The sequence below is a fragment of the Enterococcus sp. DIV0806c genome, from assembly GCF_051710905.1.
Classification (GTDB): domain Bacteria; phylum Bacillota; class Bacilli; order Lactobacillales; family Enterococcaceae; genus Enterococcus_B; species Enterococcus_B mundtii.
The window spans coordinates 485,515-511,762 of record NZ_JBIOLO010000001.1; the positions used below are offsets into that span (position 1 = coordinate 485,515).

Genomic DNA, 26,248 nt, shown 5'->3' on the forward strand with positions numbered 1-26,248 from the left:
TATGGATGAGGTCGGAACAGAAGTGTTCAGCCTCGAGAAATAAGACGGAATCCACGAAAATTGCTTTTCAAATTTTGGTGGATTCCGTCTTATTTCCGAAGAGGTTACTTCCAAAAGAATAAAGCAAAAACACAGTTGGTTTTGAAATTACTTGTCAAAACCAACTGTGTTTTTTTTTATTATATTTTACTATTCTGCTCTTAAAGCAATCGCTGCATCTTTCTTCGCTGCCATACGAGCTGGGATGTGTCCGCCTAACATCGTTAAGATCGTTGATACAACAATCAAAATCAAGGCGTGTACAGGATTTAGTTGAGCAACATTTTCTAAATCAGTCATATTGTACAAGAGACTATTGATTGGGAAAGTCGCTAGCCAAGCAATCAAGACCCCTAGTAAACCAGAAGAAATCCCTAAGATACAAGTCTCAGCATCGAATACCCGTGTGATATCTTTCTTACGCGCACCTAAGGCTTTCAAGACACCGATTTCCTTCGTCCGCTCGATCACAGAAGTATAAGTGATGATGCTGATCATGATCATACTTGTTACAAGTGAAATACCTGCAAAAGCAATCAAGACATACGTGATGGCATCCATCAATCCACCAGTCAATTCGGTCATCGTTCCAGCTAAATCGGAATAGACGATTTTATCTTCATCTGATTTTCCTTTGTTGAATTCATCTAAATAGTTTAGAATCTCTTCTTTATCGCCAAAATTATTTGGATAGATCATAATACTTGAAGGTAAGCTATCTCCACCTAAGTAGCTGATCAATGTTTGTTTTGCTGAGTCATCTACTTTTTCGGTCGTCAATACGTTCATATCGCTGTCTTTTTGCGCTTGAACGATTTCAGAATTCTTGTTTTCATTGACGATTTCTGTTGTCAATTGGTCGCTGTAAGCAATACCCGGAGATAATAGATTCATCGTAGAAGAAGATTTGACCCGTAGAATACCAGAAATCTTAACTTCTCTTGTTGCATCGTCATACATCGCTTGGTAATCCGTATTAGGAATGAAGTTTCCTGTCGGTAATTTTGTATAGTACGTATCATTGTTCACTAATTTGAAAGTCGTTCCGACGATTTTGTCAAAATCAAGCGTTTCGCCGTCTTTCACATCAAACCCTAAATTTTTCAACGCATTGATGTTGGTATTATTATTGCCATCCACGATCAATACGACATCATTTGCAGAGGTAGGATAACTACCAGAAAGCAATGAGTAATTTGATTCTAAGAAATTGTCTTTTTGGTCGTCTAGTTGTGTTGGGAAACTAGAAACCCCCACGCCAGTCATGGAAGACATCGCACTTGAGAAGGACAGTGATTCAGAATCTGGGTTTTGATTCGAAAAGCTAACAGGCTGTACTTCGCCGTCAACATCTCTTAATAAATTGATACCAGTCGTGCGGGTAAAACCAATATTATTACTTAAATCAGGATCGATACTCGTTACATAATCAACATATTCTTGGTCGATATTATTCGTATGTTGTGCACGGTCTTCATCGCTGATTTTTGCGGTAACAGTTTTCGTATCTGGATATTCGGCTGTGTTGGAACTCAAGCCATCCGATTCAGAAGGAGGACTAGTGGTGACTCTGGAAATCGTAATGGGAAAACGAGCCATCGTTTCTGACTGTGTTTGATCAATTTGTTTTTGGAATCCTGTAGATAGGGCCAATACGATCGCAATCCCGATAATCCCAATACTTGAAGCAAAGGAAGTCAAGAATGTCCGGCCTTTTTTCGTGCGAATATTATTGAAAGATAATTTTAATGCGGTCCAAAAGCTCATCTTTGTCCGACGTAGATTGAATTGATCATCTTTTGGACGTTCGATATGTGGATTAGAATCAGAAACGATTTTTCCATCTGAGAACTCAATGATTCGATCGGCATATTCATGTGCCAACTCAGGGTTATGTGTGACCATGATCACTAGTTTCTCATTGGATAGTTCTTCAATCAACTTCATGATTTGGACACTTGTTTCTGTATCTAAAGCACCGGTTGGCTCATCACATAAAAGGATATCAGGATCATTGGCTAAAGCACGTGCAATCGCGACACGTTGCATTTGTCCACCAGATAATTGATTGGGTTTTTTGTGCATGTGGTCGGTCAAACCAACACGACGCAATGATTCCTCCGCTTTTTTCCGTTTCTCGTCTTTAGAGACACCACTTAATGTCATCCCAAGCTCAACATTTTCAATGATTCCTAGATGACCGATCAAGTTATAGCTTTGGAATACAAAACCGATGGAATTATTACGATAAGCATCCCAATCGCTATCTTTAAAATCTTTGGTGGACTTTCCGTTGATGACCATATCGCCAGAATCGTAATTATCCAAGCCGCCGATCACGTTCAACATGGTTGTTTTACCAGAACCACTTGGGCCTAAAATGGCTACAAATTCTTTTTTTCTAAAAGCGACGGATACGCCGTCTAATGCTTTTGTCGTTGTTTCACCAACTTTATAATATTTCTTTATCTCTTTTAATTGTAACATTGTCACCCTTCTTTCCGTTTGAAATATTCGTTATACTAATAAGTATAACAGAACAACGAACGTAGTATAATGAATGAATGTTAACTGAATATGAACAATCAGAAAAAAAACTGAAATTTTTCAAATAATTACATGAGGAGAAATGATGAATCGAATATTATTAGTAGAAGATGATGAGCGTTTGCAACAACTTTATCAATCCGTTTTAGAACGCGCTGGTTTTTTGGTTTTCGCCGTTGCAAATGGGACCGAAGCTTTGAAGCGATTAGAGAGTACTCAAGTGGATGTGATCATCACAGATATTATGATGCCTGTGATGGATGGGTATGAACTGTTGGAAACTTTACGAAGCAGTCGCGTAGAAACACCTGTGTTGATCATCACAGCGAAAGCAGATTTTGAAGATAAAAAGAAGGGATTTCAACTGGGAACGGATGACTATATGACTAAACCAGTAGATGTCAATGAAATGGTATTGCGGGTAGAAGCCTTGTTACGGCGAGCGAAAATCAATCATAGCCACCAATTGAACATCGGACAAACTAGCTTGAACCAAGAAACCTATGAAGTGATCAAGCAAGATCAAGCCATCTTACTTCCACAAAAAGAATTTCAATTATTGTACAAACTACTTTCTTATCCAAATAAGATTTTTACACGGCAACAATTAATGGATGATATATGGGGGTTGGATACCAATACGGAAGAACGGACGATCGATGTGCATATCAAACGATTACGCACGCGTTTTATTGAAAATGATGATTTCCAGATCATGACAGTTCGCGGCTTAGGCTATAAGGCGGTGATTTGATGCGTAAAAAAATCTTTTCGCAATTATGGATTTATTTTGCTTGTATTGTGTTTATTTCCATTTTAGTTACTTTGTTGTGTTTCTTAGGTTTTATTTTCTTACTGTCACATAAAACAGTTCCTGCTTCAGAGCAACAAGCGACATGGTTTCCTTTAGTCGTTTTTGCAGGATTTAGTATGATGGTGGGCACAGGAATCTCGATCTTTGTCGGTCGTCGGATCTTGCTGCCGATCAGTGATTTACGAACGAATATGAGCAAAGTAGCAACTGGCGATTTTTCGATTCGGATGGATGAGCAACAAAAAGTCGAAGAAGTGCAGCAACTATACAAAGATTTCAACGTGATGGTCCAAGAATTGAGTAGTATCGAAACGTTACGAAATGACTTTGTTTCCAATGTTTCTCATGAATTCAAGACGCCGCTTGCCACGATCCAAGGATACGTCCAATTATTGCAGGCACCTAACATTTCAGAAGAAGAAAAGCAGGTTTTCTTGCAACGGATCATTGAGAGCATCACTCAGCTTTCGCAATTGACAGAGAACACACTGAAATTGAATAAATTAGAAAATCAGCGAATTAAATTAGAAAAGCGCCCTTTTCGTTTAGATGAACAGATTCGTGAAGTGATTGTTTTTTTACAACCTAAATGGGAGCAAGAACACCTTCAACTGGAGATCGATCTAGAAAGTGTCAACTTTGTCGGTAATGAAGAATTTCTATATCAAGTCTGGCTGAATCTCATGGACAATGCCATCAAGTACAATCAACCACAAGGGAAAATCAAGATTCGCCTAACACAAAATGCCACTCAAGTGATCGTTGAAGTGACAGATTCTGGCGTGGGAATGGATCAAGAAACACAAGCACGACTCTTTGAGAAATTTTATCAAGGGGAATCCAGTCGTCAATTTTCTGGGAATGGGCTGGGCTTATCACTAGTCAAAAAAATCGTTGAATTGCATCATGGAAAAATCAGTTATAACAGTATCCCAAAAGTAGGTACGACCGTCATCGTTCAATTAGACAAAGAAAACACGCAACCAAATTCTCCGATGGAATAAGATCCAGAGAAGTGAACAGTTAATGATCTATAGGAGCAATAAACCAACAAAAACGAAGAAAAAAATGCCACTTCTGATTTAATCGTTCTAAGGTGTATTTTTCAAGTAATATATAATTGGAAAAGTGTACGAAAACAAGTCGTACATAAGTGAGCATTCGTATATTTTTCTAATAACCGTTATTGGAGGAATGATAGGAATTGAAAAAACAAGTCGGTTTATTGCTCGGACTTTTGACGTTAAGTGTTGGACTGAGCGGAGCCAATCCCATAGTCATTGCAGATGAAGCAACTCATTCTCATGGTACTCCCACTGTATTATTGAAACAGGATTCGGTCTTGAGTACACTTGTGGCAAGTTCAAGTGCAGAGGACGAAAAACAAGCAGATCGTGGTATCGGTTATTATTGGAAATGCCATACCTGCGGCTATCATAGTAAGTGGCATCTATTCCCTGGGACAGCAGTTTCTGCTGCCAATAAGCATGCACAGCAATACGATCATGTCACCTCTGTTTATCCAAATTAGCAACTGACTATTTTAGAATGGAGTGTAGCGAAAGATGAATGAAACGTGGTTGAATAGGAATAAAAAAGAAGTGATCCGTTTCTCTCTTGCCGTTTTTCTAGGTTTTGCACTAAGTTTTATCGTATTTGCTTTGTTGTAGGTAAGAGGATAATAAAAAAGTATTCAAAAGGAACAAAGACCAGAAATCATTACGGTCTTTGTTCCTTTTTTGTAAGCAGAATTTTTATGATAATTAGCATTGTTTTCGCGAAGATTGAAGTAATCAGGGGGATGATTGGGAATTTTACTTGCAAACAATATTATACGTGATATAATATTGGTAAATATAAAATATTGCAAACTATAAAGAAGGTGAAGTAATGCATATCCAAGTCCCAACAGTTTTACTTGATGGTACGGTTTTAGCGGCTTTGAGCAGAGAAGACATGTACGGTTACGCATTAACGAAGATCGTCCAAGAAAGTTTATCTGTCAGTGAATCAACGATGTATCCTGTTTTACGCAGATTAAAAAAAGAAGAATACTTAGAAACATACGACGAACCATTCGAAGGTAGAAATCGCCGATATTACCGCTTAACTCCGAAAGGACGTCAACATTTAGAAGAAATCATTGATAAATGGATCGTGTTTCGAGATTCCTTAAACCGATTACTGGAGGAGAATACGAATGAATGAATATTTAAATGATGTGTTGGACGAACTTCAAGAAATACCTGAAGATGATCGCTTTGATATTATTCAGTATTATGAAGAATACTTCTTGGATTCTGGCAAAATAGTAGAAGAAGTCGTGGATGAATATGGCTCACCAAAGCAATTTGCCCTGAAGCTGAAAATCAATTATTACTCGGAACAAGACGACGATGAATCAGAATACAGCCAAAGTCCTAAACGGAAAATCCGTTTGATTTGGATGATCGTTATCGGGTTGTGTGCATCACCTTTATTGATTCCTTTAGCATTAGCTTTTATTCTGGCGATTTTTGGTATTCTGATTGGCTTAATTGGCGTGATCATTGGAATCTATGTCGTATGTATCAGTATTTTAGGAGTAGGTTTATTTTCGATCATTTCAGGTGTTGCTGTCTTGCAACAATCGATTGCTAGTGGGCTGTTCTTTGTAGGACTAGGGTTACTTGCCACGGGAGGTGCCGTTTTCTTTGCACCATTATTGTTAAAAGGAACTAAATGGTTATTCCAAATGATGATGAACTTTGTCAAGTGGGTAGGACGCCGGTTTATTACGAAACGAGCGATCCATACGACGAATAGTGGGGTGTAAAAAATGAAATTAAAATATATCTTGGGGATAGGATTGGGACTGATGGTCACTGGTGGCTTGATGGCAGGATTAAGTTATGCCTCTGGTGCCCAAACGAGTCTGACGTGGGAAGGTGGACCAAGGATCATAGAAATGGCTCGCGAAACAAAAGATTTTTCGTCTGAAAAAATCGAAAAAATCGTTGTCCGTGCAGATTACCAAAATATCGTGATCCAACGAGGCGTGAACTTTGGGGTTGAAACGTCTTATGATAAAACGCAAAAACCAAAAATCAATCTGGAAGATCACACATTGGATATCTCAGCTGACGGTCAAACGCCAGCAGTGATGATCAACGTGACAGACACACGTTCGATGTTGAAAATCACGATCCCTAAAACCATGTCCTTAACAGAATTAGTGGTTGAAGGGAAAAACAATGAATTATTTTTAGATGAGTTCAATAGTAAGAAAATCAACTTGAATTTAGCAAATACTTGGACATCGATCAATGAAGTAAGTGGAGAACTTCTTACTGTAGAAAATCAAATGGGCTCACTAGATTTACACGAGTTTTCGATAGATAAAGTCAAATTAGCTACAAGTGATGGCAGTATCATTTTTAACGATAATGAAAAATCAATCAAAGGCGAAGTCACACTTCATAATAGTAGTATTGATTTTTATAACAACCAAGAGCAAGGATTAGCTGTGACACTTGAAGGGGATTCTTATATCAACAAAAATTATGAATCTTTGACAACGAAGACGTACAATCAAGGAAACAAAGATCTCAAAGTGACTGCTTATAATAGTCAAGTGAACTTGACGAATGAAGATGATGAAGAGCCGCCGATGGATGATGAAGATTACGGAGAGTATGATTAATCGTTGAACAGTCAAGACTGTCTTTTTCAAAATAACGAATAAATAGTTGAAAAAGCGTATAATTCTTTATGGAATAAGGAATTATACGCTTTTTTATTTATTTTACATGAAATATTATCGCCTATCATTCAATAATATAGTAGAATAAGGAAAGGGAAAAACGTACATATATGGGGAAACTAGGGTGAATATTGAATGAAAACAGAGGAAATCAAGCGAGAAGAATTGAAAAGTGAATTAGGGAAATTGCATCATTTTTTAACAGAACTGAGTACCAAGTATTATGATACAGACAAAGAAAGGGTAACGATCCAATATCCAAATAATTCCGAAGGTCGACAACTTGAGCAAGTGTACAACGAAATGTTCAAACATCTATTGAAAGTGAAAAAAGAATTAGATTATTATTCACTGCCAATCATCGATACGGGTATTTTAAAATACGATCAAGCAAGTGAGCGATTTGTCTTCAAATCGGTTCGTGAGAATCTTGAATTATCCGCTGGTATGGACTTAGAGATCTTAGTGGAAGACTATTTTACTGAAACAAAACAGTGGGTCCGTACACGATTAGAATATTTGCCAGAAGCATCAGGTGGCGTACACGAAAACGGTTGGTATATCACGGAAGACAAAGAATTGGAATTAGAAGGAGCCATGGCAAGGATTCGTAAAAAAACAGAATAGAACTAAGCAAAATTAGGAGTGAGTAAATGAAAGAAAAAAAGGCATTCACAATCAATGGCTATATAGGGCTGTTCATCATTCTTCTAGTGTTTATCGCAGGAATCTTATTATTTTTCATAGGGGTTGCTCGATTTTTAGTTGGCTTTTCAATTGTCGGGATTTTCTTGTGGTTGCTCGTTTTCTTAGCAATCAGTGGACTGACAGTAGTCAGCCCCAACCAAGCAAAGGCAATCGTCTTTTTTGGGCAATACATTGGAACGATTCGTGAGAGCGGGTTTTTCTTAACGATTCCTTTTGCACAAAAAATCAACTTATCTTTAAAAGTTCGAAACTTCAATAGTTCGCTGTTGAAGGTCAATGACTTAGATGGGAATCCAATCGAGATTTCCGCTGTCGTCGTTTTTAAGGTAGTAGATACAGCTAAGGCGCTTTTTGATGTAGCAAACTATCATCAATTTGTTGAAATCCAAAGTGAAACCGCCATTCGTCACATTGCCAGTCAATATCCATATGACACATTCAACGAGGATGATCTTACTTTACGTGGAAATACCACTGCGATTTCAGATGAATTGGCAAAAGAATTACAAGAACGTTTATCGGTGGCGGGGGTCGAAGTTTTAGAGACAAGATTAAATCACCTGGCTTATGCAACAGAAATTGCCAGTGCGATGTTGCAACGACAACAAGCTAAGGCCATTTTATCCGCCCGTCAAACCATCGTTGAAGGCGCGGTGTCGATGACGCAAATGGCTCTGGAACAAATCGAAGCAGGACAGGATATCGCTTTTACCGATGATCGAAAGGTCCAATTGATCAACAATCTACTTGTATCAATCATTACTGATAAAGGCACGCAACCAGTGATCAATACTGGAAATAATAAAGAAAAATAGCTAAATGAGGAAAGCATCCGTCAGTGGAATGCTTTCTCCAATGAATATCGGTTTGAATCAATAAAAAAAGAATTTGGAGTGGCTCACACTTCCAGATTCTTTTTTTTATGGGACATATGACAATAATGAAAGAGTTTTGATAGTAAAAAGAAAGGAATTTTCACGGATACTTGACTATACTTAATTTATCAGAACAGGAAAGAAGGAGTCACAATGAAAAAATTATTGATTGGGTTGGGTGCATTTATCATCATCGTTTTTGGTGGATACCGTTTAGCTGATCATTTGATCATGGGTGGTGAAAGCTACTATGTTCAAATCACAACGGATGGTGAGAAACAGGTGGATCGCGCTGACGGTGGACAAGAAATCATCAGTTATCGTTATGAACTACCTGGTTTTAATAAAGAAGGTAAAGAAAAAACAATGGACTTCAATGGTTTTCAAGAGCGTCCATTAAGAAAAGATGCATTTTTGAAAGTGACTTGGAATAAAAATAAAGGCGTGACGTCTTATGAAGAAGTACAGGCAAAAGACATTCCATCAGCAGCACAAGAAAAATTAAGTAAAGGGACGGTCAATAATGGATAAAATCGTAGAAATCAAGAACGTAACAAAAGTTTACGGAAAAAGTAATGAGAAACAGACACAAGCATTGAATGGTATCAGTTTTAGTGTAGAAAAAGGCGAATTCATTGGTATCATGGGGGCTTCTGGATCCGGTAAATCAACCTTATTGAATATCTTATCAACATTAGATAAACCAACAAGTGGCACGATCCATATCAACCAAGCAGATGTCACGAAGTTGAAAGGGAATCAGTTAGCCGATTTTCGTGCAAAAGAAATCGGCTTTATTTTCCAAGATTTCAATCTTTTAGAGAACTTGACTGCACAAGAAAATATTGCAGTTCCGCTTTCTTTACAAGGCGTGAAACCAAAAGATATCAAGAAAAAAGTCAATGCGGTGGCTGAACGCTTATCAATCAGTCACATTTTAGACAGCTACCCCGCAAAAATCTCCGGTGGACAAAAACAACGGGTAGCAGCTGCGCGTGCATTGGTGACTCAACCAACGATTCTTCTAGGTGATGAACCGACAGGGGCACTGGATTCAAAAAGTGCGAAAGATCTTTTAGATACGATGGAGGAGCTAAACACGAAAGATAATGTCTCCATTTTATTGGTGACACATGATGCTTTTTCAGCAAGTTACTGTCAACGAATCTTATTTATTAAAGATGGCGTGATCCATCAGGAAGTTAAACGCGGAGAACAAAGCCGTTCAGACTTTTATCGTCAAATATTAACGATTCTAGGTAATCTAGAACAGTAAGGGGGAAACTGAACATGCTTTGGAAATTATCACTTACTGGGATCAAGAGTCGGTTAAGAGACTATATTGTTCTATTTTCAGGTTTAGTCATGGCTTCAGCCATCTTTTATATGTTCGAGTCAATGGCAAGCAACACCGATTTTTTGAACAATAATTCCACTTTAGCGATGACAGTCTTCATCTTTCGCTTTGGGTCGGTATTATTGGGGATCATCACGTTTGTTTACATTCTTTATGCCAACTCATTTTTGATGACGATGCGACAAAAAGATTATGCGATGTTTATGATGCTAGGAGCAAAAGGGCGAAAAATTGCCCAAATGATTTTCTCTGAGACCTTGATAGTAGGAACAGTCGCTACTTTAGTTGGTTCAGCGCTAGGTATTGGTTTAACAAGCGTCGTCCATCGACTATTAGTTGCCCAGTTAAATATTAAAATCACTCATTTTACACCGTTCAATATGAATGGATTATTGATTACTTTGTTGTTTTTCATCGTACTATTCTTATTAGCAGCGTTTGTCAATGCATTCTCGATTGTCAAAAAACCAATTTTGACTTTACTACGTGCGGATCAAACACCTGCGCAGATGAAACAACACAAATTCTTGTTTTTCCTTGAAGTAGTTTTAGGCATCATTTTTATTGGCGTCGGTTACTATATGATGGCAAATATCGGAACCTATCAGTTGATGGCAATCGCCGTCGCGTTAGTTACAATCGTTTTAGGAACGTACTTTATTTTCCATTCGGTCATCATTTTCTTCCTTAAACTATTGAAGAAAACAGAAAATCTTTCGATGAAAAAACTGAACAACTTTACGTTATCACAGTTAAGCTTCCGTATTCGTGAATACACGCAAATGCTTTCAATGGTTGCAATGTTACTCGCATTAGCTTTAGGTGCATTAACAGTCGGTCTAGGCTTTAAAAACCAGATCACTCAGTTGACGAATGAAGTATCGAATTATGATCTAGTATTGAATCAATCAGAATTGATCGATCAATCTAAAGTGGAGAAACTTTCACCAACGATCAACGCGGTCTATCAACAAAAAGAAGACGAAAAAACAGTGTACTATAACTATAGTGAGTTTGAACAAAATCCATTTTTGATCATGGAAAATCAAACACCTAACACTGGGGAAAGAAACGTCAAAACGAAAAAAGTAACCGCAGAAGAATTAGCGACAAACTCAAACTATCAAGATGAGTTGCGCTATTACGAATTGCCAGAACAACGAGAAAAAGAAATCAAATTACTGCCAGCAGAAGAATTTGCTCAATTAAATCTTCCACAAACCAGTATGCAACTGATCCAAGCAAAAGATTTCCATGAGAGTATTGAACAAATTGGTGATCTGGTAGCAGAAAACAATAAAAATAATGAATCATTAAAAGATGGAATGTTTAGTTTCACGCAAAAATATGATGCGTACCAAATGATCAACGGTATGTTCTCAGGCTTTGAATTCATGGGCTTCTTCTTAGGGATCGCCTTCTTGACAATGTTAGCAAGTTGCTTGATGTTCAAGATCCTCTCAGGTAGCAAGAGTGATGTCGTTCGTTATGAGATGCTCGGTAAGATCGGTGCTCGTCAAGCATTGTTAAAACAATCGATTCGTCGAGAAATCGGTATTCTCTTCTTAGCACCAGGGATTCTAGGAGCCATCCATGTATTATTTGGACTTCAAATGTTTACTGTTTTGATGGATGATCCATATCACAACTTATGGATACCATTTACAATATTCTTTGTTCTCTACTTTATCTACTATGTTGTAACTACTTGGCTGTATACAGGCATCGTTTTGAACAAAAAAGAATAAGTTTAGATTGATAAAGAGCGAGAAGATGGTTCGTAGAAAAACCTCCTTCTCGCTTTTTCTGTTGCCTTCGATAAAATTTGCTTGAAGCATGATCAAATAGAGAAAAGACCACTGGATACGATGGAAGGAGATCGGTTATGAGTGAACTGGTAGTTTTTTCAAAGACGGATAACTGCAACAAATCCCTAGAAAATAAAAAAATACACGCTTGCTTTTTGATCATCTTTATTCGAAGTTTGAATTTGATAAAGATTACTTAGAGAGTGAGATCAACACAATTTTAAAAAGTATTTACTCTGATCATGCCATATTACGGCGCTACCTCGTCGATTATCGTTACCTTGATCGAGAAAAAGACGGTTCGATCAAAAGGCAGTGAGAGAGACAGAATCAAATAAATAAAAACGCATCTCTTTAAAAGCCAAAGTGGCACGAAAGAGATGCGTTTTTTAGGAACTTTTATTTGTTTGTTTTTGCCAAGCATCATATTTCAACAAAAAATATTCGATCACGAAAAAAAGTGTTGAAGTTGTTTCAAAAGGTGTAAGGATATCTTCTTGATCTTGTACTTCTGGATTCAAGAAGAAAATCGTTTCATCACAAAGTTTTGAGACAGTTGAGTTCCTAAGTTTTGTGATACCAATTGTCTGGATATTTCGTTGCTTCAGTTGCTTTGCTAATTTGACGACTTCAGGAGACTCACCATTTAGCGTGATCAACAGGACTAAGTCTTCTGGCTGAATGATTTGGTAAAACTGCTTGTTGATGGAAACGGCACCGAAGTCATAGAGTATCAATCCGTTGTGTACGAAAAGCAATTTCATATAACTCGAAACTAGCGTTTGTATGTCACCTGATCCATAGATAAAAATCCGATTCGCATTTGCCATCATTGTACATAGATCGGTGAAATCTTTTTTCTTGAGATTTTCAATTGTTTGGATATGATTTTCCAAGATTTCTCCTTCAAGTTCAGATAGAGGAACATTTTCCTGTGTAAGTTCATTTTTTAGATGATATTTGAATTCTGAGAAACCATCAAATCCTAGTTTTTGGCAAAAACGCATGATTGTTGTGCGCGAAACGTTGCATTGTTTCGCCAGTTCGTTAATAGACATTGTTAAAGAATTTTTTTTGTGATTTGTGATATAGGACCAGATAAGAAAATCATTTTCAGTCAACCTTGACTGAAACGTCGTAATTCGGTCTTGTAACATCTCTTTTCATCATTGCCAAAAATCTATAAATCGTTAGAACTAACCATTAAACTTTTCAGAACCATGTTTCTACAACGCTTGTTTGGTCATTTGTAAATATGGATCTGACGAATAGTGGTTATTTTTTTGATGGATCGATTGAATGTTCGATTCTAATTTATAGATATTACAGGTTTTGACAAATCAGTTTCCCCCTTTTTCATTTGATATTTTTGAGAGAGTTCACGCTGTAATCGACGTAGACGTTTCTCAATCTTGTTTGTTTTAGTGGTATTTTCATAGACCTTGTAAGGTGATACAACTGCTAAAGCTTTGTTACCTAACTCAATAACCAATTCATTATTAGCCAATTTTTGGTTGGCAGACTGTCTTCAATCACCCTTTGGTTTACCTGGAGGATTTTCCAATTGCGTGTGTCCTTATTGTTCTCACCTCACTAATAAGATACGTCTTCATGTACCGTTTATTTGATTAACTACTACCAGACCTCTTGTTTTATTCGCGAAGATAGGATGTGACGATTCACAAATTTTGTGACAAAAACCTTTTTCCTGTGAGGAGTTTTTAAATCATCTTAAAGTGTTTCAGGAATCCATTTTAATAGTAAACTAAGAATCAGTAAAGCGCTTACTGAAAAATATGAAGGACTAAAAAACTATGATGAAAAAAATTCAAAGATTTGGTGGAGCAATGTTAGCACCTGTCATGCTATTTTCTTTTTTTGGTATCGTTATTGGTTTTTCTTTACTTCTTTCCAATCAAACGATCATGGGAGATATTGCTGCGCCTGATACACTCTGGTATAAGTTCTGGAATGTTGTAGCAGCCGGTGGCTGGACCCCATTTTTTCAATTACCGCTTTTATTTGTGGTCGGATTACCAATCAGTTTAGCTAAAAAATATACGGCTCGAGCAACGATGGAAGCATTAGTGATCTATATTGCTTTCAATTATTTCGTCAATGCAATTTTAACGTTATGGCCAAATTCTTTCGCCGTGGATCTATCTCAAGGAACAGCCGTTGGTTCTGGGTTAACATCGATTGCTGGAATCATTACTTTAGATACGGGCATGATCGGAGCATTGTTGATTTCAGGTATCGTGGTTTATTTGCATAATCGCTTTTATGAAAAAGAATTACCAGAGATGTTGACGATTTTTAGTGGTTCTGTTTTCGTTACGATGATCGCTTTTTTTGTCATGATTCCTCTAGCACTTTTGATGTGTGTCATATGGCCAATCATCCAAGAAGGAATGAGAAGCATGCAAGGATTTTTTATCCATTCGGGGAATTTTGGTGTATTCATCTATCAATTTTTACAGAAAATCCTTATTCCAACTGGCTTACATCATTTCGTGTACGCGCCATTTGCTTATGATAGTGCGGTAGTTGAAGGAGGGATGGCTGCTTATTGGGCATCCAATATTGGCGAATTCCAAACAAGTGCGCTTTCGCTTAAAGAACTTTATCCTTTTGGTGGTTTTTCTTTATCGGGCATGTCAAAAGTATTTGGAACTGCTGGCTTAAGCTTAGCCATTATTCAAGCCGCTCATCCAGAGAAAAAGAAGAAGGTCATCGCATTGATCGCCCCAGCTGCATTAACTGCGATTTTGACGGGAATCACCGAACCTATTGAGTTTACGTTCTTATTTGTTGCTCCAGCTTTATGGGGTGTCCATGCGCTATTAGATGCGTCCATTGCTACGGTTTCTTACGCTTTTGGCGTCGTTGGGGATTTTGGTGGTGGATTGATCAATTGGTTAGGACTAAATTGGTTGCCTCTTTGGAATTTTCATGGGTCAACCTACCTCACCCAAATCATGATCGGACTTACATTTACTGCGATCTGGTTCTTAGTATTTACCTTCATGATCAAAAAATTCAATTTAAAAACTCCAGGACGTGAAGAGGATGTATCAGAGATACAACTTTATTCAAAAGCTGATTACGAAAACAAAAAGAAGACACAACAAGATGAACAAGAGAAAAACCTACCTAAACATGCTAGACAAGCACAAGCCTATCTAGTGTTAGTAGGTGGAAAAGAGAATGTACTGGATGTGACGAATTGTGCCACACGGTTACGACTTACCGTGAAAGATACAAGTAAAGTAGCCAATCCTATTGATTTTCAGGAAGCTGGTGCCTCAGGACTTGTCAATCCTGGAAATGGGGGTATCCAAATCATTGTTGGGTTAACTGTACCAAGGGTGAGAGAATCATTTGAAGAATTGATCGCAAAATAAGAGGAGGATAATTATGAATAAGAAAAAAAGTTCAATCTTGATCGCAGTTGGAGGGAGTACATATACACCTTCATTAGTGATGATGTTAATAGAAGACCGAGAACGATTTCCAGTCAGAAAAATCAAATTTTATGATAATGATGAACAAAGGCAAGCAGTTATAGCAAAAGCATGCGCGATCATCCTCGCAGAACGAGCGCCAGAAATCGAATTTGATTATTCAACAGATCCCAAAGAGGCTTTTACAGATGTTGATATCGTCATGGCACAACTCAGAGTCGGAAAATATGCCATGAGGGAACAAGATGAAAAAATTCCATTTAAGCACAATGTTGTAGGTCAAGAAACATGCGGACCAGGGGGACTTGCTTATGGATTGCGCTCAATCGGACCAGTCTTAGAACTAGTCGACTATATGGAAAAGTATTCACCAGATGCTTGGTTATTGAATTATTCTAATCCAGCAGCAGTGGTCGCAGAAGCAACAAGAAGGTTTCGCCCCAATTCAAAAATCATCAATATTTGTGACATGCCCGTTTGTTTAGAAGATATCATGGCTCGAGTGATTGGGCTACGGGATCGAAAAGAGTTTGAAACGTCTTATTTTGGCCTGAATCACTTTGGGTGGTGGACAAGCATCAAAGACCATGACGGCAATGACTTACTACCAAAAATAAGCGCCCATGTAAAAAAATATGGCTATACAGAACAAACACAACAAGGCCAACACAAAGAAACAAGCTGGTTGGAAACCATGCTAGCAGCCAAAGAGTTACATGAAATTGAGCCGACCTTTTTATCCAATACGTATTTAAAATATTATTTGATGGCTGATGAAACGGTTGCTCATGCCGATAAACAGTATACAAGAGCGAATGAAATCATTGATGGACGGGAGAAAATCGTTTTTGAAGAATGCCAACGGATTATTAATAACCAAACAGCCAAAGACACGCTTTTTGTCTCTAATGAGCATGCCTCATTTATCACAGACCTAGCTTGTGCGTTGACATTCAATACGAAAGAGCGCATGATCCTGATCGTTGAGAATAATGGTGCCATCTCTAATTTCAATCACGATGCGATGGTCGAATTGCCTTGTATCGTAGGAAAAGACGGTTATGAAGTACTATCGATTGGTGAAATCCCTACTTTTCAAAAAGGTTTAATGGAACAGCAAATTGCATCTGAGAAGTTAGCAGTCGATGCTTGGGAACAAAAATCATATCAAAAATTATGGCAAGCCTTCATCATGAACAAAACGGTACCTAGTGCAAAAGTAGCGAAGGAGATCCTCGATGAAATGATCGAAGTCAATGCTCCTTATTGGCCGGAGCTTCACTAGGTATCACTTATAAAAATGAAAGGGGTCGGCTGGAGGAGATCCTTCAGCCGATCATTTTGAAAGTAGATATGGCAGTAAAGAACAAATTTCAACTCGTCTATTTGTTTCAGTATGCGTTGATGGCTATTTTGATGACGCAGATCGTACCGTTTTTGACCGAACAAGGCTATGATGCAGTCCAGAGAGGCTGGTTTTTGGCTTCTTACAGTGTGACCACGATGATCTTCCAAATCTTTATTGGCTATTATTCTGACCGAAGTAAGGAGATAAAAAAAGTTTCCATGGTAGTTTCTGTACTATTCGTATGCTTTGCGATCACTTTTTATTTGCTAGGAAAAGATATCTGGCTGATTCATCTGATCGTACTGGCTATTGCAGGAGGGCTATCCAATACAGGAGCAACCGTCCTAGATAATTGGGTGTTGTCAGAGTCAGAGATGCGAAACAACCTTGCGTCGATCAAAGCAATAGGTTCTTTAGGTTGGAGTGTGATGAGTGTATGTATTCCGGTATTCATTTTTAATAATAATTATCAGTGGCTGATCGTTCCTTTTCTCTTTTTTCTAATCAGTTATTTGTACATCGCAAAAACAGTGCCTCAAACACCTCACGATAAAAAGGAGCATAAAGAACAAAAAAACGAGGAATTTAATCTTTCAGATATGTATCAGCTGTGCAAGAATGGGGAGTTTTTATGTTATACGTTGCTATTTTTCCTTTTATATTTAACGATCGTCGCCAATAATACGATCGTGATTGACAAGTTACTCTTAATGGATAGTGGAAATACGTTCGTAGGATTAAAGTGGGCGATTCAAGCTTTCTGTGAAATCCCGGCGTATCTTCTATTGAATCATTCGGTGACAAAATGGAAAAATGAGCGATTGATTTTTCTTTCTGGTTTCTTTTTGGTCCTGCAATTTTTGATTTATGCAACTTCGCGAACGCCGTTAGTATTGCTTGCTGCCAGTTTCTTGCAGTTTTTCACTGTCCCAGCTTTTACTATCGGTAGTCGAATGATCATCAGTGAGATTACCCCTAAAAATATCTTTTCTTCAGGACAACTTCTGTCTATAAGTGTCTATATGGGGCTTTCTTCCTTCATTTCTCCCTTACTAGGCGGTGTCTTGGCACAACAGTTATCAGTGAACCATGCACTTTACTTTTTTAGTCTGCTACCGATCTTCGCTTTTATTTGTTATTACTTTTACAACATGTATCAAAGAAATAAATGAGAAATCTGAACAGAGGCGTACAAGAAAGGTGAGGGGATTCCTTACTTTTTTTGTATAATCAAATAAAGGAGAGGAATACTTATGGATAAAAAAGTGCAAGTCTCAGCTAAAATGACGTCCAAAAGTCAAATTACTGTCCCTAAGAGTGTGCGTTAAACATTAGGCTTGAAAGAGCATCAGAAAGTTATTTTTGAATTCACATCTGAAGGTGAAATTAAAGTGACTAGTGAAAAAACAATTCTAGCTTATGAAGACTTTTGGAAAAATGAGTTGGTTGTGATGGAAGAACATGCGAGTGATGATACAGAAATCATTGATTTTGGAGAGGATGTAGGCGAGGAGAAAATCGAATGGTAAAACAAGGGGATATTATTTTTATAGATTTGGTTCCACCAAAAGAGAACGAACTAGCAAAAAAATGACCGTGTGTCATCATTAGCAATGACAACTATAACAAGATTTTCAATGCCGTTTTAGTCATGCCAATCAGTAGTGCAACAAAATATTTACAGGAAAAATATCAACGCTCAAGTGCATTTCAAACAATTTCTGATACAGCGATGAATACAATCAAAGGAACGATATTATGTCAATATAGCCGAAGCATCGATTGATCTCAACGCAGTAATCTTCAAGTGGTTGATCAAATTGATCCTCAAACAAAAGAAAGGTTATCAGAAATTACCAAATCTTTTTTCTAACCAATAATGCAACTATCCAGCGCCTATTTAGGTGGGGTAAGATACATAAAAAGAACCAAAACTCAGAAGTATTCCATCCACTTCTGAGTTTTGGTTCTTTGATAGGGTGTCCATTTTTGTTATCTCAAAAATTGTTTCATCCGAAAGACACGATCAAGGTTCAAGCGACTAGCAAGTGGCTGATCGGTTTCTCTGACTGTAACAGAAAGTTTCTGTGGGATCTCTCTCACTGAAAAATGATGCCATAGGTCCCAGAAAGAAGCAAATCTTAATTCTGATAGATACAGAAGTGAAGGGTTTCTTTGATTGAACAACGAAATGGTCATTCTAGATGAAGTAGACGAAGAATTTCGCCAACGAGTAGGAACGACAAAGGAATCCATTCGCTCATTTGTTTCAGAATCCTGTGTTTCTTGTTCTTTTGGTTCGTCGTATTGCGTCAAGTCATACGCTTCAATGATCGCATTCAATTTTCTAGAATATTGTCGATCAGTTGCATAGCGCCCTTCTAGATATTTCGTTGCTTCTCGGTAATCTTTAGTCTCAGATTTCCATGTTGGTTTGTAAAAATCAGCATTATGAGATAAGCCGTTTTTGATCAAATCTGCGTAGTCTTCTAAGCTTTCTTTGTAAGAAGGATATTTACGAAATGCTGCACGAATTTGATAGTTTTGCCCAGCTGCTGTTTGTTCTAAGGTATTGAAGGAAATACTACTCCCTTTATAAGCGCCCTTGATCCCAAAAAGATTATAGTTAGGTGAACGAGAAAGCAAGCTGTTACCAGAACCACTTTCTAGGATAGCTTGTGCCATCATAACAGAAGCATAAATATTTTCTTCTTGTCCGATTTCTCGAGCATCTTCAGCGATTTTTGCAACAAACTGATCTGTTGTTTGGTTTTGTGCGAAATGGAATGAATCGTTGATTCCATCTAAAATCGGTGAGCTGGCTAATGAATTTGTCGCTCGTGGTAAACCAGCTATATTGACACGTAAGGCAAAGTCGGGTCTGTAATCCTTGATAGAAGTGATCCGCACATGGTCACCCGGCTGAGGGGCATGGATGTAATTCCCATTACCAATATAAATACCTACATGATGGGTAGTACCAGAAGCAGGGCCCCAAAAGACTAAATCGCCCGGTTGAGCATTCTCGACAGGGATTTGTGTACCAGCATATTGTTGTTCCCCTGTCCAACCTCCAATTGAATGGCCAGTTACTTTTTTATAGATGTAATAAGTCAAACCAGAACAATCGAAAGTCGTAGGACCTTTGGCACCCCAGACATATGGTTTTCCCAGCTGGCGATACGCTTCTTTTACAAGTGCTTGTTGGATGCTCGTTGTGTTTGCTGGTAAAATTGCTTCGATCGGTGTTTTTACAACAAAATCAGATGATTCTGAAGCTGGGTTTTCAATTCGATCGGGCGTCTGAGGCCGATTAGTGTTTGTTGTCTGGTTTGAAGATGAGCCATTATTGTTTGTTGATCCTGTAGAACCACTTGTATTCCCATTATTATTTGAAGAACTTGGTGGTCGTGAAGGATTTGTCGTATTGCCTGTAGTTGAATTTCCGTTGTTGTTGCCATTATTTCCCGAATTGCCAGTGTTGCCATTATTGCCACCATCCGGAATATCTGGAGTAACTGGCGTTGGCTCTGAGGAATCCGTCGTTTCTTCTTCTGGAGAGGTTGGTTCAGAAGGGGAAGTTGACGACTCAAACTTTGCGGAGATCGTTAAATCAGTCACGCCGACTGTAAAAATTTGTTTAGTATAGTCGATTTCTTGCGCACCTTCGATTTTGACAGAAACTAATTGTTCATTCGTTTCAGGTGTGATCATATATGTAACTTTGGTTCCTTCTTTTAAATCTTTGATTTTGCCAGACTTAGAAATCTCTAGGAAATCTTCTTCTGTGTACTCTCTTGTTTTGATCTCAGATTCTTCTTTCTCTTCATCAACGATCTTCAATTTGATTTTTTCACGTAAATTCCGAGCAATCGATAGCGTCCGAGTGGCTGTTTCAGTAGATTCTTCTGTGGATTCCTCCGTGTTGTCTGAAGAATCAGGCGAAGAACTTGATAAGGTTGAATCATTTGTACTTGAATCGGTCGTAAACGACGGACTCTCTGCAACGATCGTGCTTTCGGATGTCTGTGTTTGCCTGATTGTAGCAAACGCAGGCTGTGTAGATAACAAAGTTGGAGCAATCAGCCAAGATGCTGCAAATAGGCGTATTGCTGTTTTTTTCTTCATAACGAAATACTCCTTTTCTTTTTCCACAGTTGTACTAATAAAGTTACATCTGTTCTGTCAGTTGCTTGATTTCGTGAATACATTCAATCAAGATTCACGAATAAAAAACAAATAAACATTGGACAAAAGCATTAAGTAGCCATTTATTTCGTTTGAACATTCATTGGTTGATGTACCCTATTTCATTTGTGGGGGCACAAATTTTGGGGGAAATGAGTACACTTACTATAAGTTTACCAAAGATTTATAAATTCTTCAAAACATTTCGTTAAATAACGAACGTAAAAAAAAGGCCTAACTGATGGCTTTTCATGTAAGAAATAAAAATATAAAATAACGTATTATTTTAAAAACCAATGATAACAGGTTCAGTCATCATTGGTTCGCAACAAATATTCGTCTTATTGATGGTCAGAGGGATCGATCGATTGAGTCGAGGTACGTTGGATCAACTCTACGGGCAATAAAAGTTCTTCCCATGATTTATCAGGGTGTTGGATGCGTTCTAAGAGTAAACGCGCAGTTGCTTTACCTAAATCTAAAATAGGTTGAGCAATGGTCGTTAATTTAGGCTTCATGTATTCACACATATCAATATTATCATAGCCGATGATGCTATAATCTTCGGGAATGATTTTATCATGCTCCGCTAATCCGCGATATACACCAAAAGCTAGTTCGTCATTTAATGCGAAGATCGCTGTAGTAGCAGAAGAAAGTAAATCAGGGACGATTTCATAGCCCCCTTTTTTTGAAAAGTGAGTAGGGAACCAATGAATCTGTTTCTCAGAATGATCCACATGTTTACACGCTGCTAAGAAACCATCTATCCGATTTTGGACATTTTGCGGTGTCTGTTGTGGATAGACTAAAGCAATTTCCTGATGCCCTAAACCTAGTAGATGCTCACCGGCTAAGTACCCACCTTGATAATCATCTGTTAAGACCGCATCACTAGAACCTTCTGCTTTTTTCTGATCTAATACGATAAATGGCTTTCCTTGTTTCTTCAAAGAAACTTGGAGGGCTTTCGTTGAGACAGCCGAAGAGGCAATAATAAACCCGTCGACACCACGTTGCGTCAACTCAAGTAAATAATCCGTTTCTTTTTGATGATCAAAATCTGCATTGCATAGAATCGTGACAAAATTTTGTTGGTAAAGATAGTCTTCTATCCCTTGCATCAATGTATTGAAAAAAGGGTTGGTGATATCAGGGACAAGGACACCGATTGTTTTTGTTTTCTTTGTGATCATTTGACGTGCAATGTAATCAGGTTGGTAACCTAATTCGTCTCTTGCTCTTACTACTTTTTTGACCGTATCTGGATGGAATTTTGCTTCATTGCCATTCAAGATCAGTGAGACAGTTGCGATGGATACGCCTGAATGTTTCGCAACGTCTTTGATCGTCACTTTTTTCTTTGCCATTGCTATACTCCTATCTCTTTCTTAGTGTCATTTTCCCATGAATACGTAAAGAAGTAAATGATGATTCTATGATATTATTCACCTTGCACACCCTAGAAGCGAATAAACGGTGTTCCAGAAGTAAAACTTCAATAATAAGCCAAAAAAATCAAAAAATGAAAAAGCCATTTTAGCTTTTCCTCTCTTATTACTCAGTGCTAATCGCTTCTCTCACAACCTCTTGTAAACGGTGCTCAAAGCACAACACTTCGGACATAAGACAAAAAATAAAAAATGAAAGAACCATTTTATATTTTTCTTTCTTATGCCTCAGTGCTGAACGCGCCTTTCACGACCTCTCTTGTAAACGGTGTTCAAGGCGCAACATTTCGGACATAAGACAAAAAATAAAAAATGAAAGAACCATTTTATATTTTTCTTTCTTATGCCTCAGTGCTGAACGCGCCTTTCACGACCTCTTTTGAAAAGGTTTTTTTCACAACCTTTCATTTCAGTGTTAAAATAGAAGAGATTTACCAAATAGACAAATAAACGGGAGAATGAAGGTGGAAGTTTTATGAAATATGTAGAAGTAAAAAATGAATTTAAGCGTTACCAGATGGGCGAAACAACGATTACAGCGAATGACGATATTTCATTCTCCATTGAAAAAGGAGAATTAGTGATCATCCTTGGCCCTAGTGGAGCAGGGAAATCAACGGTATTGAATATTTTAGGTGGGATGGATACACCGGATGAGGGACAGATCATTATTGATGAAACAGATATTGCTCAATTCAATGACAAACAATTAACGGCTTATCGCCGGACAGATGTTGGCTTTGTTTTTCAATTTTATAATCTTGTTCCTAACTTAACCGCAAAAGAAAATGTTGAATTGGCAACAGAAGTTTCGCCAAATGCGTTAGATCCTGTAGAAGTTTTGACACAAGTTGGTCTTGCGCACCGGTTGAATAATTTCCCATCACAATTATCAGGGGGCGAACAACAACGTGTGTCGATTGCACGAGCGCTTGCGAAAAACCCAAAATTATTACTTTGTGATGAACCAACTGGCGCATTGGATTTTGAAACAGGAAAACAAGTATTGAAATTGTTGCAAAATGCTAGCCGTGAACATGGCAACACCGTTTTGATCATTACACATAACTCGGCTTTAGCGCCAATCGCTGATCGAGTGATCCATATCAACGATGCAAAAGTCCGTGCAGTCGAATTAAATGAACAGCCTTCATCTATCGATGAACTTGTTTGGTAAGGAGGTTTGCCATGAAAAATAGAACTTACCTCAAAGCAGGATTTCGTGAAATACGCCAATCAAAAGGACGCTTTATCGCGATCATTTTGATCATTTTACTCGGCACGCTCCTATATGTAGGCGTCAAGACAGCGGGTCCTGTGATGCAAAAAACGATGGATGAATATGTCAGGGCAGGTAAACTCTCTGATCTACAGATCGTTTCGACAGCAGGATTGACGAAAGAAGATGTTGCAGAAGCAGAGAAACTCTCAGATGTAACCGTTGAAACGGGTAAACAGCTATATTACGCGAATGCCAATAAAAATGAAGTTGTCCAAGTGTTCTCCTATGCACCTGATATGAAACAAAATCAGTTGACGGTGATCGACGGTCGCTTGCCGCAATCGGATGATGAACTTGTACTAGATGAGAAGGCAAAAAATCAAGGTTACAGCATCGGTGACACTTATACGATTGAATCAGATGACTTGAAAGAGACGGCGTACAAGATTACAGGATTTGTTCGTTCCCCGTTATTCATCAATAATTTAGAACGAGGGTTTGCAAATGTAGGGAATGGGAGTATTGATTACTTTGCCTATGTTCCCCAAGATAATTTTAAAACAGATATCCAATCCGTTTTATATCTTGACTTTGCAAATGTCGACGATTTAAATACGTACAGTGAAGAATACCAAGAAGAGATGGAAAAAAACATCGAAAAGCTGGAAGCGTTGTTTGAAGAGCGACCGCAGCAACGTTTAGAACAGTTGAAGCAAGAGGGCAAGGATGCTTTAGCCCCTGCAAAACAAGAAATCACAGACGGAAAATCACAAGTGGCTGATGCGAAAAGTCAATTAGAGGCAGCGAGAACACAGATTGATCAACAACGTCAAGTCTTGGAGCAGTTACCTGAACCGCAGCGAACACCGGCATTGAGTGCTTTAGCGGAACAAGAAAGTCAATTATCAGAACAAGAAGCACAATTGACAACAAAAGAAGCGGAGCTAACAGAGGCCGAAGCGTCTATTGCGGAGAATGAAGAAAAAATCAATGAATTAGCCAAGCCAACTTATCTTTTCCAAGAGCGATCGGAAAATGTCGGCTTTCAGGAATTTGGCGATCTAGCTGAACGCATCGCAGCCATCGCAAATGTCTTTCCAGTCTTTTTCTTCTTTATTGCAGCATTGATCACTTTTACAACGATGACACGGATGGTAGAAGAAAACAGACGAGAAATCGGTACATTGAAAGCTTTAGGATACAGTAAATTGGAGATTGCCAAAAAATATGCCATTTATGCTTGTCTCGCTTCAGGTATCGGAATCATTTTAGGAACGATATTAGGAACCAATCTTTTGCCTCGGATCATTTTCGAGCTTTCAAACGAACGTTATGATATTGGCAGTGCGGTGATTTTCTATGATTGGCCGCCAATCATCCAAGCAGCTATTGCGTTCTTCATTGCTGCTTTTGGTGCAGCGATGTTAGTTTTATTCAAAGATCTACGCGAACGACCAGCTGCTTTGTTACAGCCTAAAGCACCGAAACCAGGGAAAAGAATTCTTTTAGAATACATTACTCCTCTTTGGTCACGTTTAAGCTTCAACCAAAAAATCAGTTATCGTAATCTTTTCCGTTATAAATCACGGATGTTCATGGCAATCATCGGAATTGCTGGTTGTGCAGGATTGATGGTTGCAGGAGTTGGACTAAAGGATTCGCTTAGCTCGGTTTCTGCCAAACAGTTTGGACCAATCATTGATTATCAAGCGATCGTAACGACCAATCAAACTGATGAAACGAGTCAAAAAGAAATCAATGACGCAATGGATGATCAAGCGAAGATCACTGATCGTTTAGCCGTTGATTCGCAAACGATTGAACTACGTAAAAAAGGTCAAGCATCACAAAGTTTGACATTGATGGTACCAGAAAATGAACAAGCATTAGAAACATTTATCCATTTGAAAACAACGGACGATCAATCGGTAGAACTACCAGATAATGGGCTTGCGATTACACGCAAAGCGGCCGAATTATTCGATTTATCCGTCGGTGATACGGTAGAAATGTATGATGACGATCAACAAAAATTACATGGAACGGTGGCAGTCATTTTGCAAAATTATTTGGGTAATTTTGTCTATATGAGTCCAACGTATTATGAAGAGATTTCTGGACAGCCAATGACAACCAATGCGTATCTACTCAAAACAGAAAAGATGTCGAAAGAAGAAGAGGATACGCTCTCAGAAGAATTATTGAAAACGGGGGCGGTCACTAATACCTCATTTATTTCGACACAGATCAAGAACCAAGAAGAATCTCTTTCAAATTTAGATGCAGTGGTCATCATTTTCGTCGTTCTATCTGGTTTATTGGCGTTTATCGTTTTATACAATTTAACGAATATCAATATCTCTGAACGAGTACGAGAACTTTCTACGATCAAAGTATTAGGCTTTTTTGATAAAGAAGTCACGATGTACATCGTTCGAGAAAATATCATTTTTACTTTATTAGGGATTTTTGGAGGATTTGGGATTGGTTATGTGCTGACCGACTTTATTTTACGCCAAGCTTCAATGGAATCAGTGATTTTCCCGTTAGTTATTACCTGGGTTGCTTATACACTATCCGCTGCTTTGACGATTCTATTCACGGTGATCGTGATGATCGTCACTCATTTCAAATTGAAGCATATTGATATGATCGATGCATTGAAATCAAATGAATAACGAGTGG

23 protein-coding genes are annotated in these 26,248 nt (G+C 38.2%); 19 read left to right on the top strand and 4 right to left on the bottom strand.

All coding sequences use genetic code 11. The features are described 5' to 3' along the window. Positions 1-189: 189 nt before the first annotated feature. Positions 190-2,526 (bottom strand): ABC transporter ATP-binding protein/permease, encoded by a 2,337-nt coding sequence (locus tag IGK77_RS02305; protein ID WP_074800399.1) that lies wholly within the window; start codon positions 2,524-2,526, stop codon positions 190-192. Between the two features lie 145 nt (positions 2,527-2,671). Here IGK77_RS02305 and IGK77_RS02310 point away from each other — a divergent pair, with 145 nt between their 5' ends. From IGK77_RS02310 to IGK77_RS02365, 12 genes are all read left to right on the top strand, one after another. Further along, positions 2,672-3,340 (top strand): response regulator transcription factor, encoded by a 669-nt coding sequence (locus IGK77_RS02310; protein ID WP_074800396.1) that lies wholly within the window; start codon positions 2,672-2,674, stop codon positions 3,338-3,340. Then, positions 3,340-4,404, top strand: coding sequence for a HAMP domain-containing sensor histidine kinase (locus IGK77_RS02315; protein ID WP_074800393.1), 1,065 nt, complete (start codon positions 3,340-3,342; stop codon positions 4,402-4,404). The genes IGK77_RS02310 and IGK77_RS02315 overlap by 1 nt, the downstream gene beginning before the upstream one ends. Positions 4,405-4,604: 200 nt before the next feature. Then, entirely contained in the window at positions 4,605-4,931 is a 327-nt protein-coding gene (locus IGK77_RS02320; RefSeq protein WP_074800390.1) for a hypothetical protein, read from the top strand. Positions 4,932-5,290: 359 nt separating this feature from the next. Continuing rightward, complete coding sequence (locus IGK77_RS02325; RefSeq protein ID WP_010736371.1) at positions 5,291-5,608, top strand: PadR family transcriptional regulator; 318 nt, start codon at positions 5,291-5,293, stop codon at positions 5,606-5,608. After that, positions 5,601-6,215, top strand: coding sequence for a DUF1700 domain-containing protein (locus IGK77_RS02330; protein WP_438712891.1), 615 nt, complete (start codon positions 5,601-5,603; stop codon positions 6,213-6,215). Before IGK77_RS02325 ends, IGK77_RS02330 begins: the two co-directional genes overlap by 8 nt. Positions 6,216-6,218: 3 nt before the next feature. Further along, on the top strand, positions 6,219-7,082 hold the full coding sequence (locus IGK77_RS02335; RefSeq protein WP_256209279.1) for a DUF4097 family beta strand repeat-containing protein: 864 nt from the start codon (positions 6,219-6,221) through the stop codon (positions 7,080-7,082). A gap of 195 nt (positions 7,083-7,277) precedes the next feature. Continuing rightward, entirely contained in the window at positions 7,278-7,769 is a 492-nt protein-coding gene (locus IGK77_RS02340; RefSeq protein ID WP_034690033.1) for a DUF5348 domain-containing protein, read from the top strand. Positions 7,770-7,795: 26 nt separating this feature from the next. Beyond that, the gene (locus IGK77_RS02345; RefSeq protein WP_074800383.1) at positions 7,796-8,665 is read left to right on the top strand and encodes an SPFH domain-containing protein; all 870 of its coding nucleotides are present in this window, start codon (positions 7,796-7,798) and stop codon (positions 8,663-8,665) included. Positions 8,666-8,878: 213 nt separating this feature from the next. Beyond that, positions 8,879-9,256 carry a YxeA family protein gene (locus tag IGK77_RS02350; RefSeq protein WP_074800380.1) on the top strand — a complete coding sequence of 126 codons (378 nt, stop codon included), beginning with the start codon at positions 8,879-8,881 and terminating at the stop codon, positions 9,254-9,256. Continuing rightward, positions 9,249-10,001, top strand: a complete 753-nt coding sequence (locus tag IGK77_RS02355; RefSeq protein WP_062805716.1) for an ABC transporter ATP-binding protein — start codon at positions 9,249-9,251, stop codon at positions 9,999-10,001. Before IGK77_RS02350 ends, IGK77_RS02355 begins: the two co-directional genes overlap by 8 nt. Positions 10,002-10,015: 14 nt before the next feature. Continuing rightward, positions 10,016-11,830 carry an FtsX-like permease family protein gene (locus tag IGK77_RS02360; RefSeq protein ID WP_074800377.1) on the top strand — a complete coding sequence of 605 codons (1,815 nt, stop codon included), beginning with the start codon at positions 10,016-10,018 and terminating at the stop codon, positions 11,828-11,830. Between the two features lie 208 nt (positions 11,831-12,038). Further along, on the top strand, positions 12,039-12,209 hold the full coding sequence (locus tag IGK77_RS02365; RefSeq protein ID WP_330932461.1) for a DUF2087 domain-containing protein: 171 nt from the start codon (positions 12,039-12,041) through the stop codon (positions 12,207-12,209). A 70-nt stretch (positions 12,210-12,279) separates the two neighbouring features. Here the strand turns inward: IGK77_RS02365 and IGK77_RS02370 are convergent, their stop codons facing one another. Beyond that, positions 12,280-13,047 (bottom strand): MurR/RpiR family transcriptional regulator, encoded by a 768-nt coding sequence (locus IGK77_RS02370; RefSeq protein ID WP_074800374.1) that lies wholly within the window; start codon positions 13,045-13,047, stop codon positions 12,280-12,282. 657 nt (positions 13,048-13,704) lie between these two features. On the opposite strand from IGK77_RS02370, the gene IGK77_RS02375 reads away from it, so the two are divergent. The 5 genes from IGK77_RS02375 to IGK77_RS02395 all read left to right on the top strand — a co-directional run bounded on the left by IGK77_RS02375 (position 13,705) and on the right by IGK77_RS02395 (position 18,488). After that, complete coding sequence (locus IGK77_RS02375) at positions 13,705-15,294, top strand: alpha-glucoside-specific PTS transporter subunit IIBC (RefSeq protein WP_074800370.1); 1,590 nt, start codon at positions 13,705-13,707, stop codon at positions 15,292-15,294. A gap of 13 nt (positions 15,295-15,307) precedes the next feature. After that, a complete protein-coding gene (locus tag IGK77_RS02380) occupies positions 15,308-16,639 on the top strand; it encodes a 6-phospho-alpha-glucosidase (RefSeq protein WP_074800367.1) in 1,332 nt (443 codons plus the stop codon). Between the two features lie 68 nt (positions 16,640-16,707). Next, positions 16,708-17,874, top strand: coding sequence for an MFS transporter (locus IGK77_RS02385; RefSeq protein WP_074800546.1), 1,167 nt, complete (start codon positions 16,708-16,710; stop codon positions 17,872-17,874). A gap of 219 nt (positions 17,875-18,093) precedes the next feature. Beyond that, positions 18,094-18,231, top strand: a complete 138-nt coding sequence (locus IGK77_RS02390) for a hypothetical protein (protein ID WP_229078035.1) — start codon at positions 18,094-18,096, stop codon at positions 18,229-18,231. Positions 18,232-18,308: 77 nt separating this feature from the next. After that, a complete protein-coding gene (locus IGK77_RS02395; RefSeq protein WP_256209281.1) occupies positions 18,309-18,488 on the top strand; it encodes a hypothetical protein in 180 nt (59 codons plus the stop codon). A gap of 206 nt (positions 18,489-18,694) precedes the next feature. On the opposite strand, the gene IGK77_RS02400 is transcribed toward IGK77_RS02395, so the two are convergent. Further along, the gene (locus IGK77_RS02400) at positions 18,695-20,830 is read right to left on the bottom strand and encodes a glucosaminidase domain-containing protein (RefSeq protein WP_074800364.1); all 2,136 of its coding nucleotides are present in this window, start codon (positions 20,828-20,830) and stop codon (positions 18,695-18,697) included. 401 nt (positions 20,831-21,231) lie between these two features. Further along, positions 21,232-22,260, bottom strand: a complete 1,029-nt coding sequence (gene rbsR / locus IGK77_RS02405; RefSeq protein ID WP_074800361.1) for a ribose utilization transcriptional repressor RbsR — start codon at positions 22,258-22,260, stop codon at positions 21,232-21,234. A gap of 556 nt (positions 22,261-22,816) precedes the next feature. Here rbsR and IGK77_RS02410 point away from each other — a divergent pair. Further along, positions 22,817-23,518, top strand: a complete 702-nt coding sequence (locus IGK77_RS02410; protein ID WP_010736355.1) for an ABC transporter ATP-binding protein — start codon at positions 22,817-22,819, stop codon at positions 23,516-23,518. Between the two features lie 11 nt (positions 23,519-23,529). Further along, positions 23,530-26,241 carry an ABC transporter permease gene (locus IGK77_RS02415; protein ID WP_074800358.1) on the top strand — a complete coding sequence of 904 codons (2,712 nt, stop codon included), beginning with the start codon at positions 23,530-23,532 and terminating at the stop codon, positions 26,239-26,241. The last annotated feature ends 7 nt before the right edge of the window (positions 26,242-26,248 follow it).

Coding starts and splice junctions, on each gene's coding strand:
- IGK77_RS02305 (WP_074800399.1), bottom strand. CDS start 2,526: ATGTTACAATTAAAAGAGATAAAGAAATATTATAAAGTTGGTGAAACA.
- IGK77_RS02310 (WP_074800396.1), top strand. CDS start 2,672: ATGAATCGAATATTATTAGTAGAAGATGATGAGCGTTTGCAACAACTT.
- IGK77_RS02315 (WP_074800393.1), top strand. CDS start 3,340: ATGCGTAAAAAAATCTTTTCGCAATTATGGATTTATTTTGCTTGTATT.
- IGK77_RS02325 (WP_010736371.1), top strand. CDS start 5,291: ATGCATATCCAAGTCCCAACAGTTTTACTTGATGGTACGGTTTTAGCG.
- IGK77_RS02330 (WP_438712891.1), top strand. CDS start 5,601: ATGAATGAATATTTAAATGATGTGTTGGACGAACTTCAAGAAATACCT.
- IGK77_RS02335 (WP_256209279.1), top strand. CDS start 6,219: ATGAAATTAAAATATATCTTGGGGATAGGATTGGGACTGATGGTCACT.
- IGK77_RS02340 (WP_034690033.1), top strand. CDS start 7,278: ATGAAAACAGAGGAAATCAAGCGAGAAGAATTGAAAAGTGAATTAGGG.
- IGK77_RS02345 (WP_074800383.1), top strand. CDS start 7,796: ATGAAAGAAAAAAAGGCATTCACAATCAATGGCTATATAGGGCTGTTC.
- IGK77_RS02350 (WP_074800380.1), top strand. CDS start 8,879: ATGAAAAAATTATTGATTGGGTTGGGTGCATTTATCATCATCGTTTTT.
- IGK77_RS02355 (WP_062805716.1), top strand. CDS start 9,249: ATGGATAAAATCGTAGAAATCAAGAACGTAACAAAAGTTTACGGAAAA.
- IGK77_RS02360 (WP_074800377.1), top strand. CDS start 10,016: ATGCTTTGGAAATTATCACTTACTGGGATCAAGAGTCGGTTAAGAGAC.
- IGK77_RS02370 (WP_074800374.1), bottom strand. CDS start 13,047: ATGTTACAAGACCGAATTACGACGTTTCAGTCAAGGTTGACTGAAAAT.
- IGK77_RS02375 (WP_074800370.1), top strand. CDS start 13,705: ATGATGAAAAAAATTCAAAGATTTGGTGGAGCAATGTTAGCACCTGTC.
- IGK77_RS02380 (WP_074800367.1), top strand. CDS start 15,308: ATGAATAAGAAAAAAAGTTCAATCTTGATCGCAGTTGGAGGGAGTACA.
- IGK77_RS02385 (WP_074800546.1), top strand. CDS start 16,708: ATGGCAGTAAAGAACAAATTTCAACTCGTCTATTTGTTTCAGTATGCG.
- IGK77_RS02400 (WP_074800364.1), bottom strand. CDS start 20,830: ATGAAGAAAAAAACAGCAATACGCCTATTTGCAGCATCTTGGCTGATT.
- rbsR (WP_074800361.1), bottom strand. CDS start 22,260: ATGGCAAAGAAAAAAGTGACGATCAAAGACGTTGCGAAACATTCAGGC.
- IGK77_RS02410 (WP_010736355.1), top strand. CDS start 22,817: ATGAAATATGTAGAAGTAAAAAATGAATTTAAGCGTTACCAGATGGGC.
- IGK77_RS02415 (WP_074800358.1), top strand. CDS start 23,530: ATGAAAAATAGAACTTACCTCAAAGCAGGATTTCGTGAAATACGCCAA.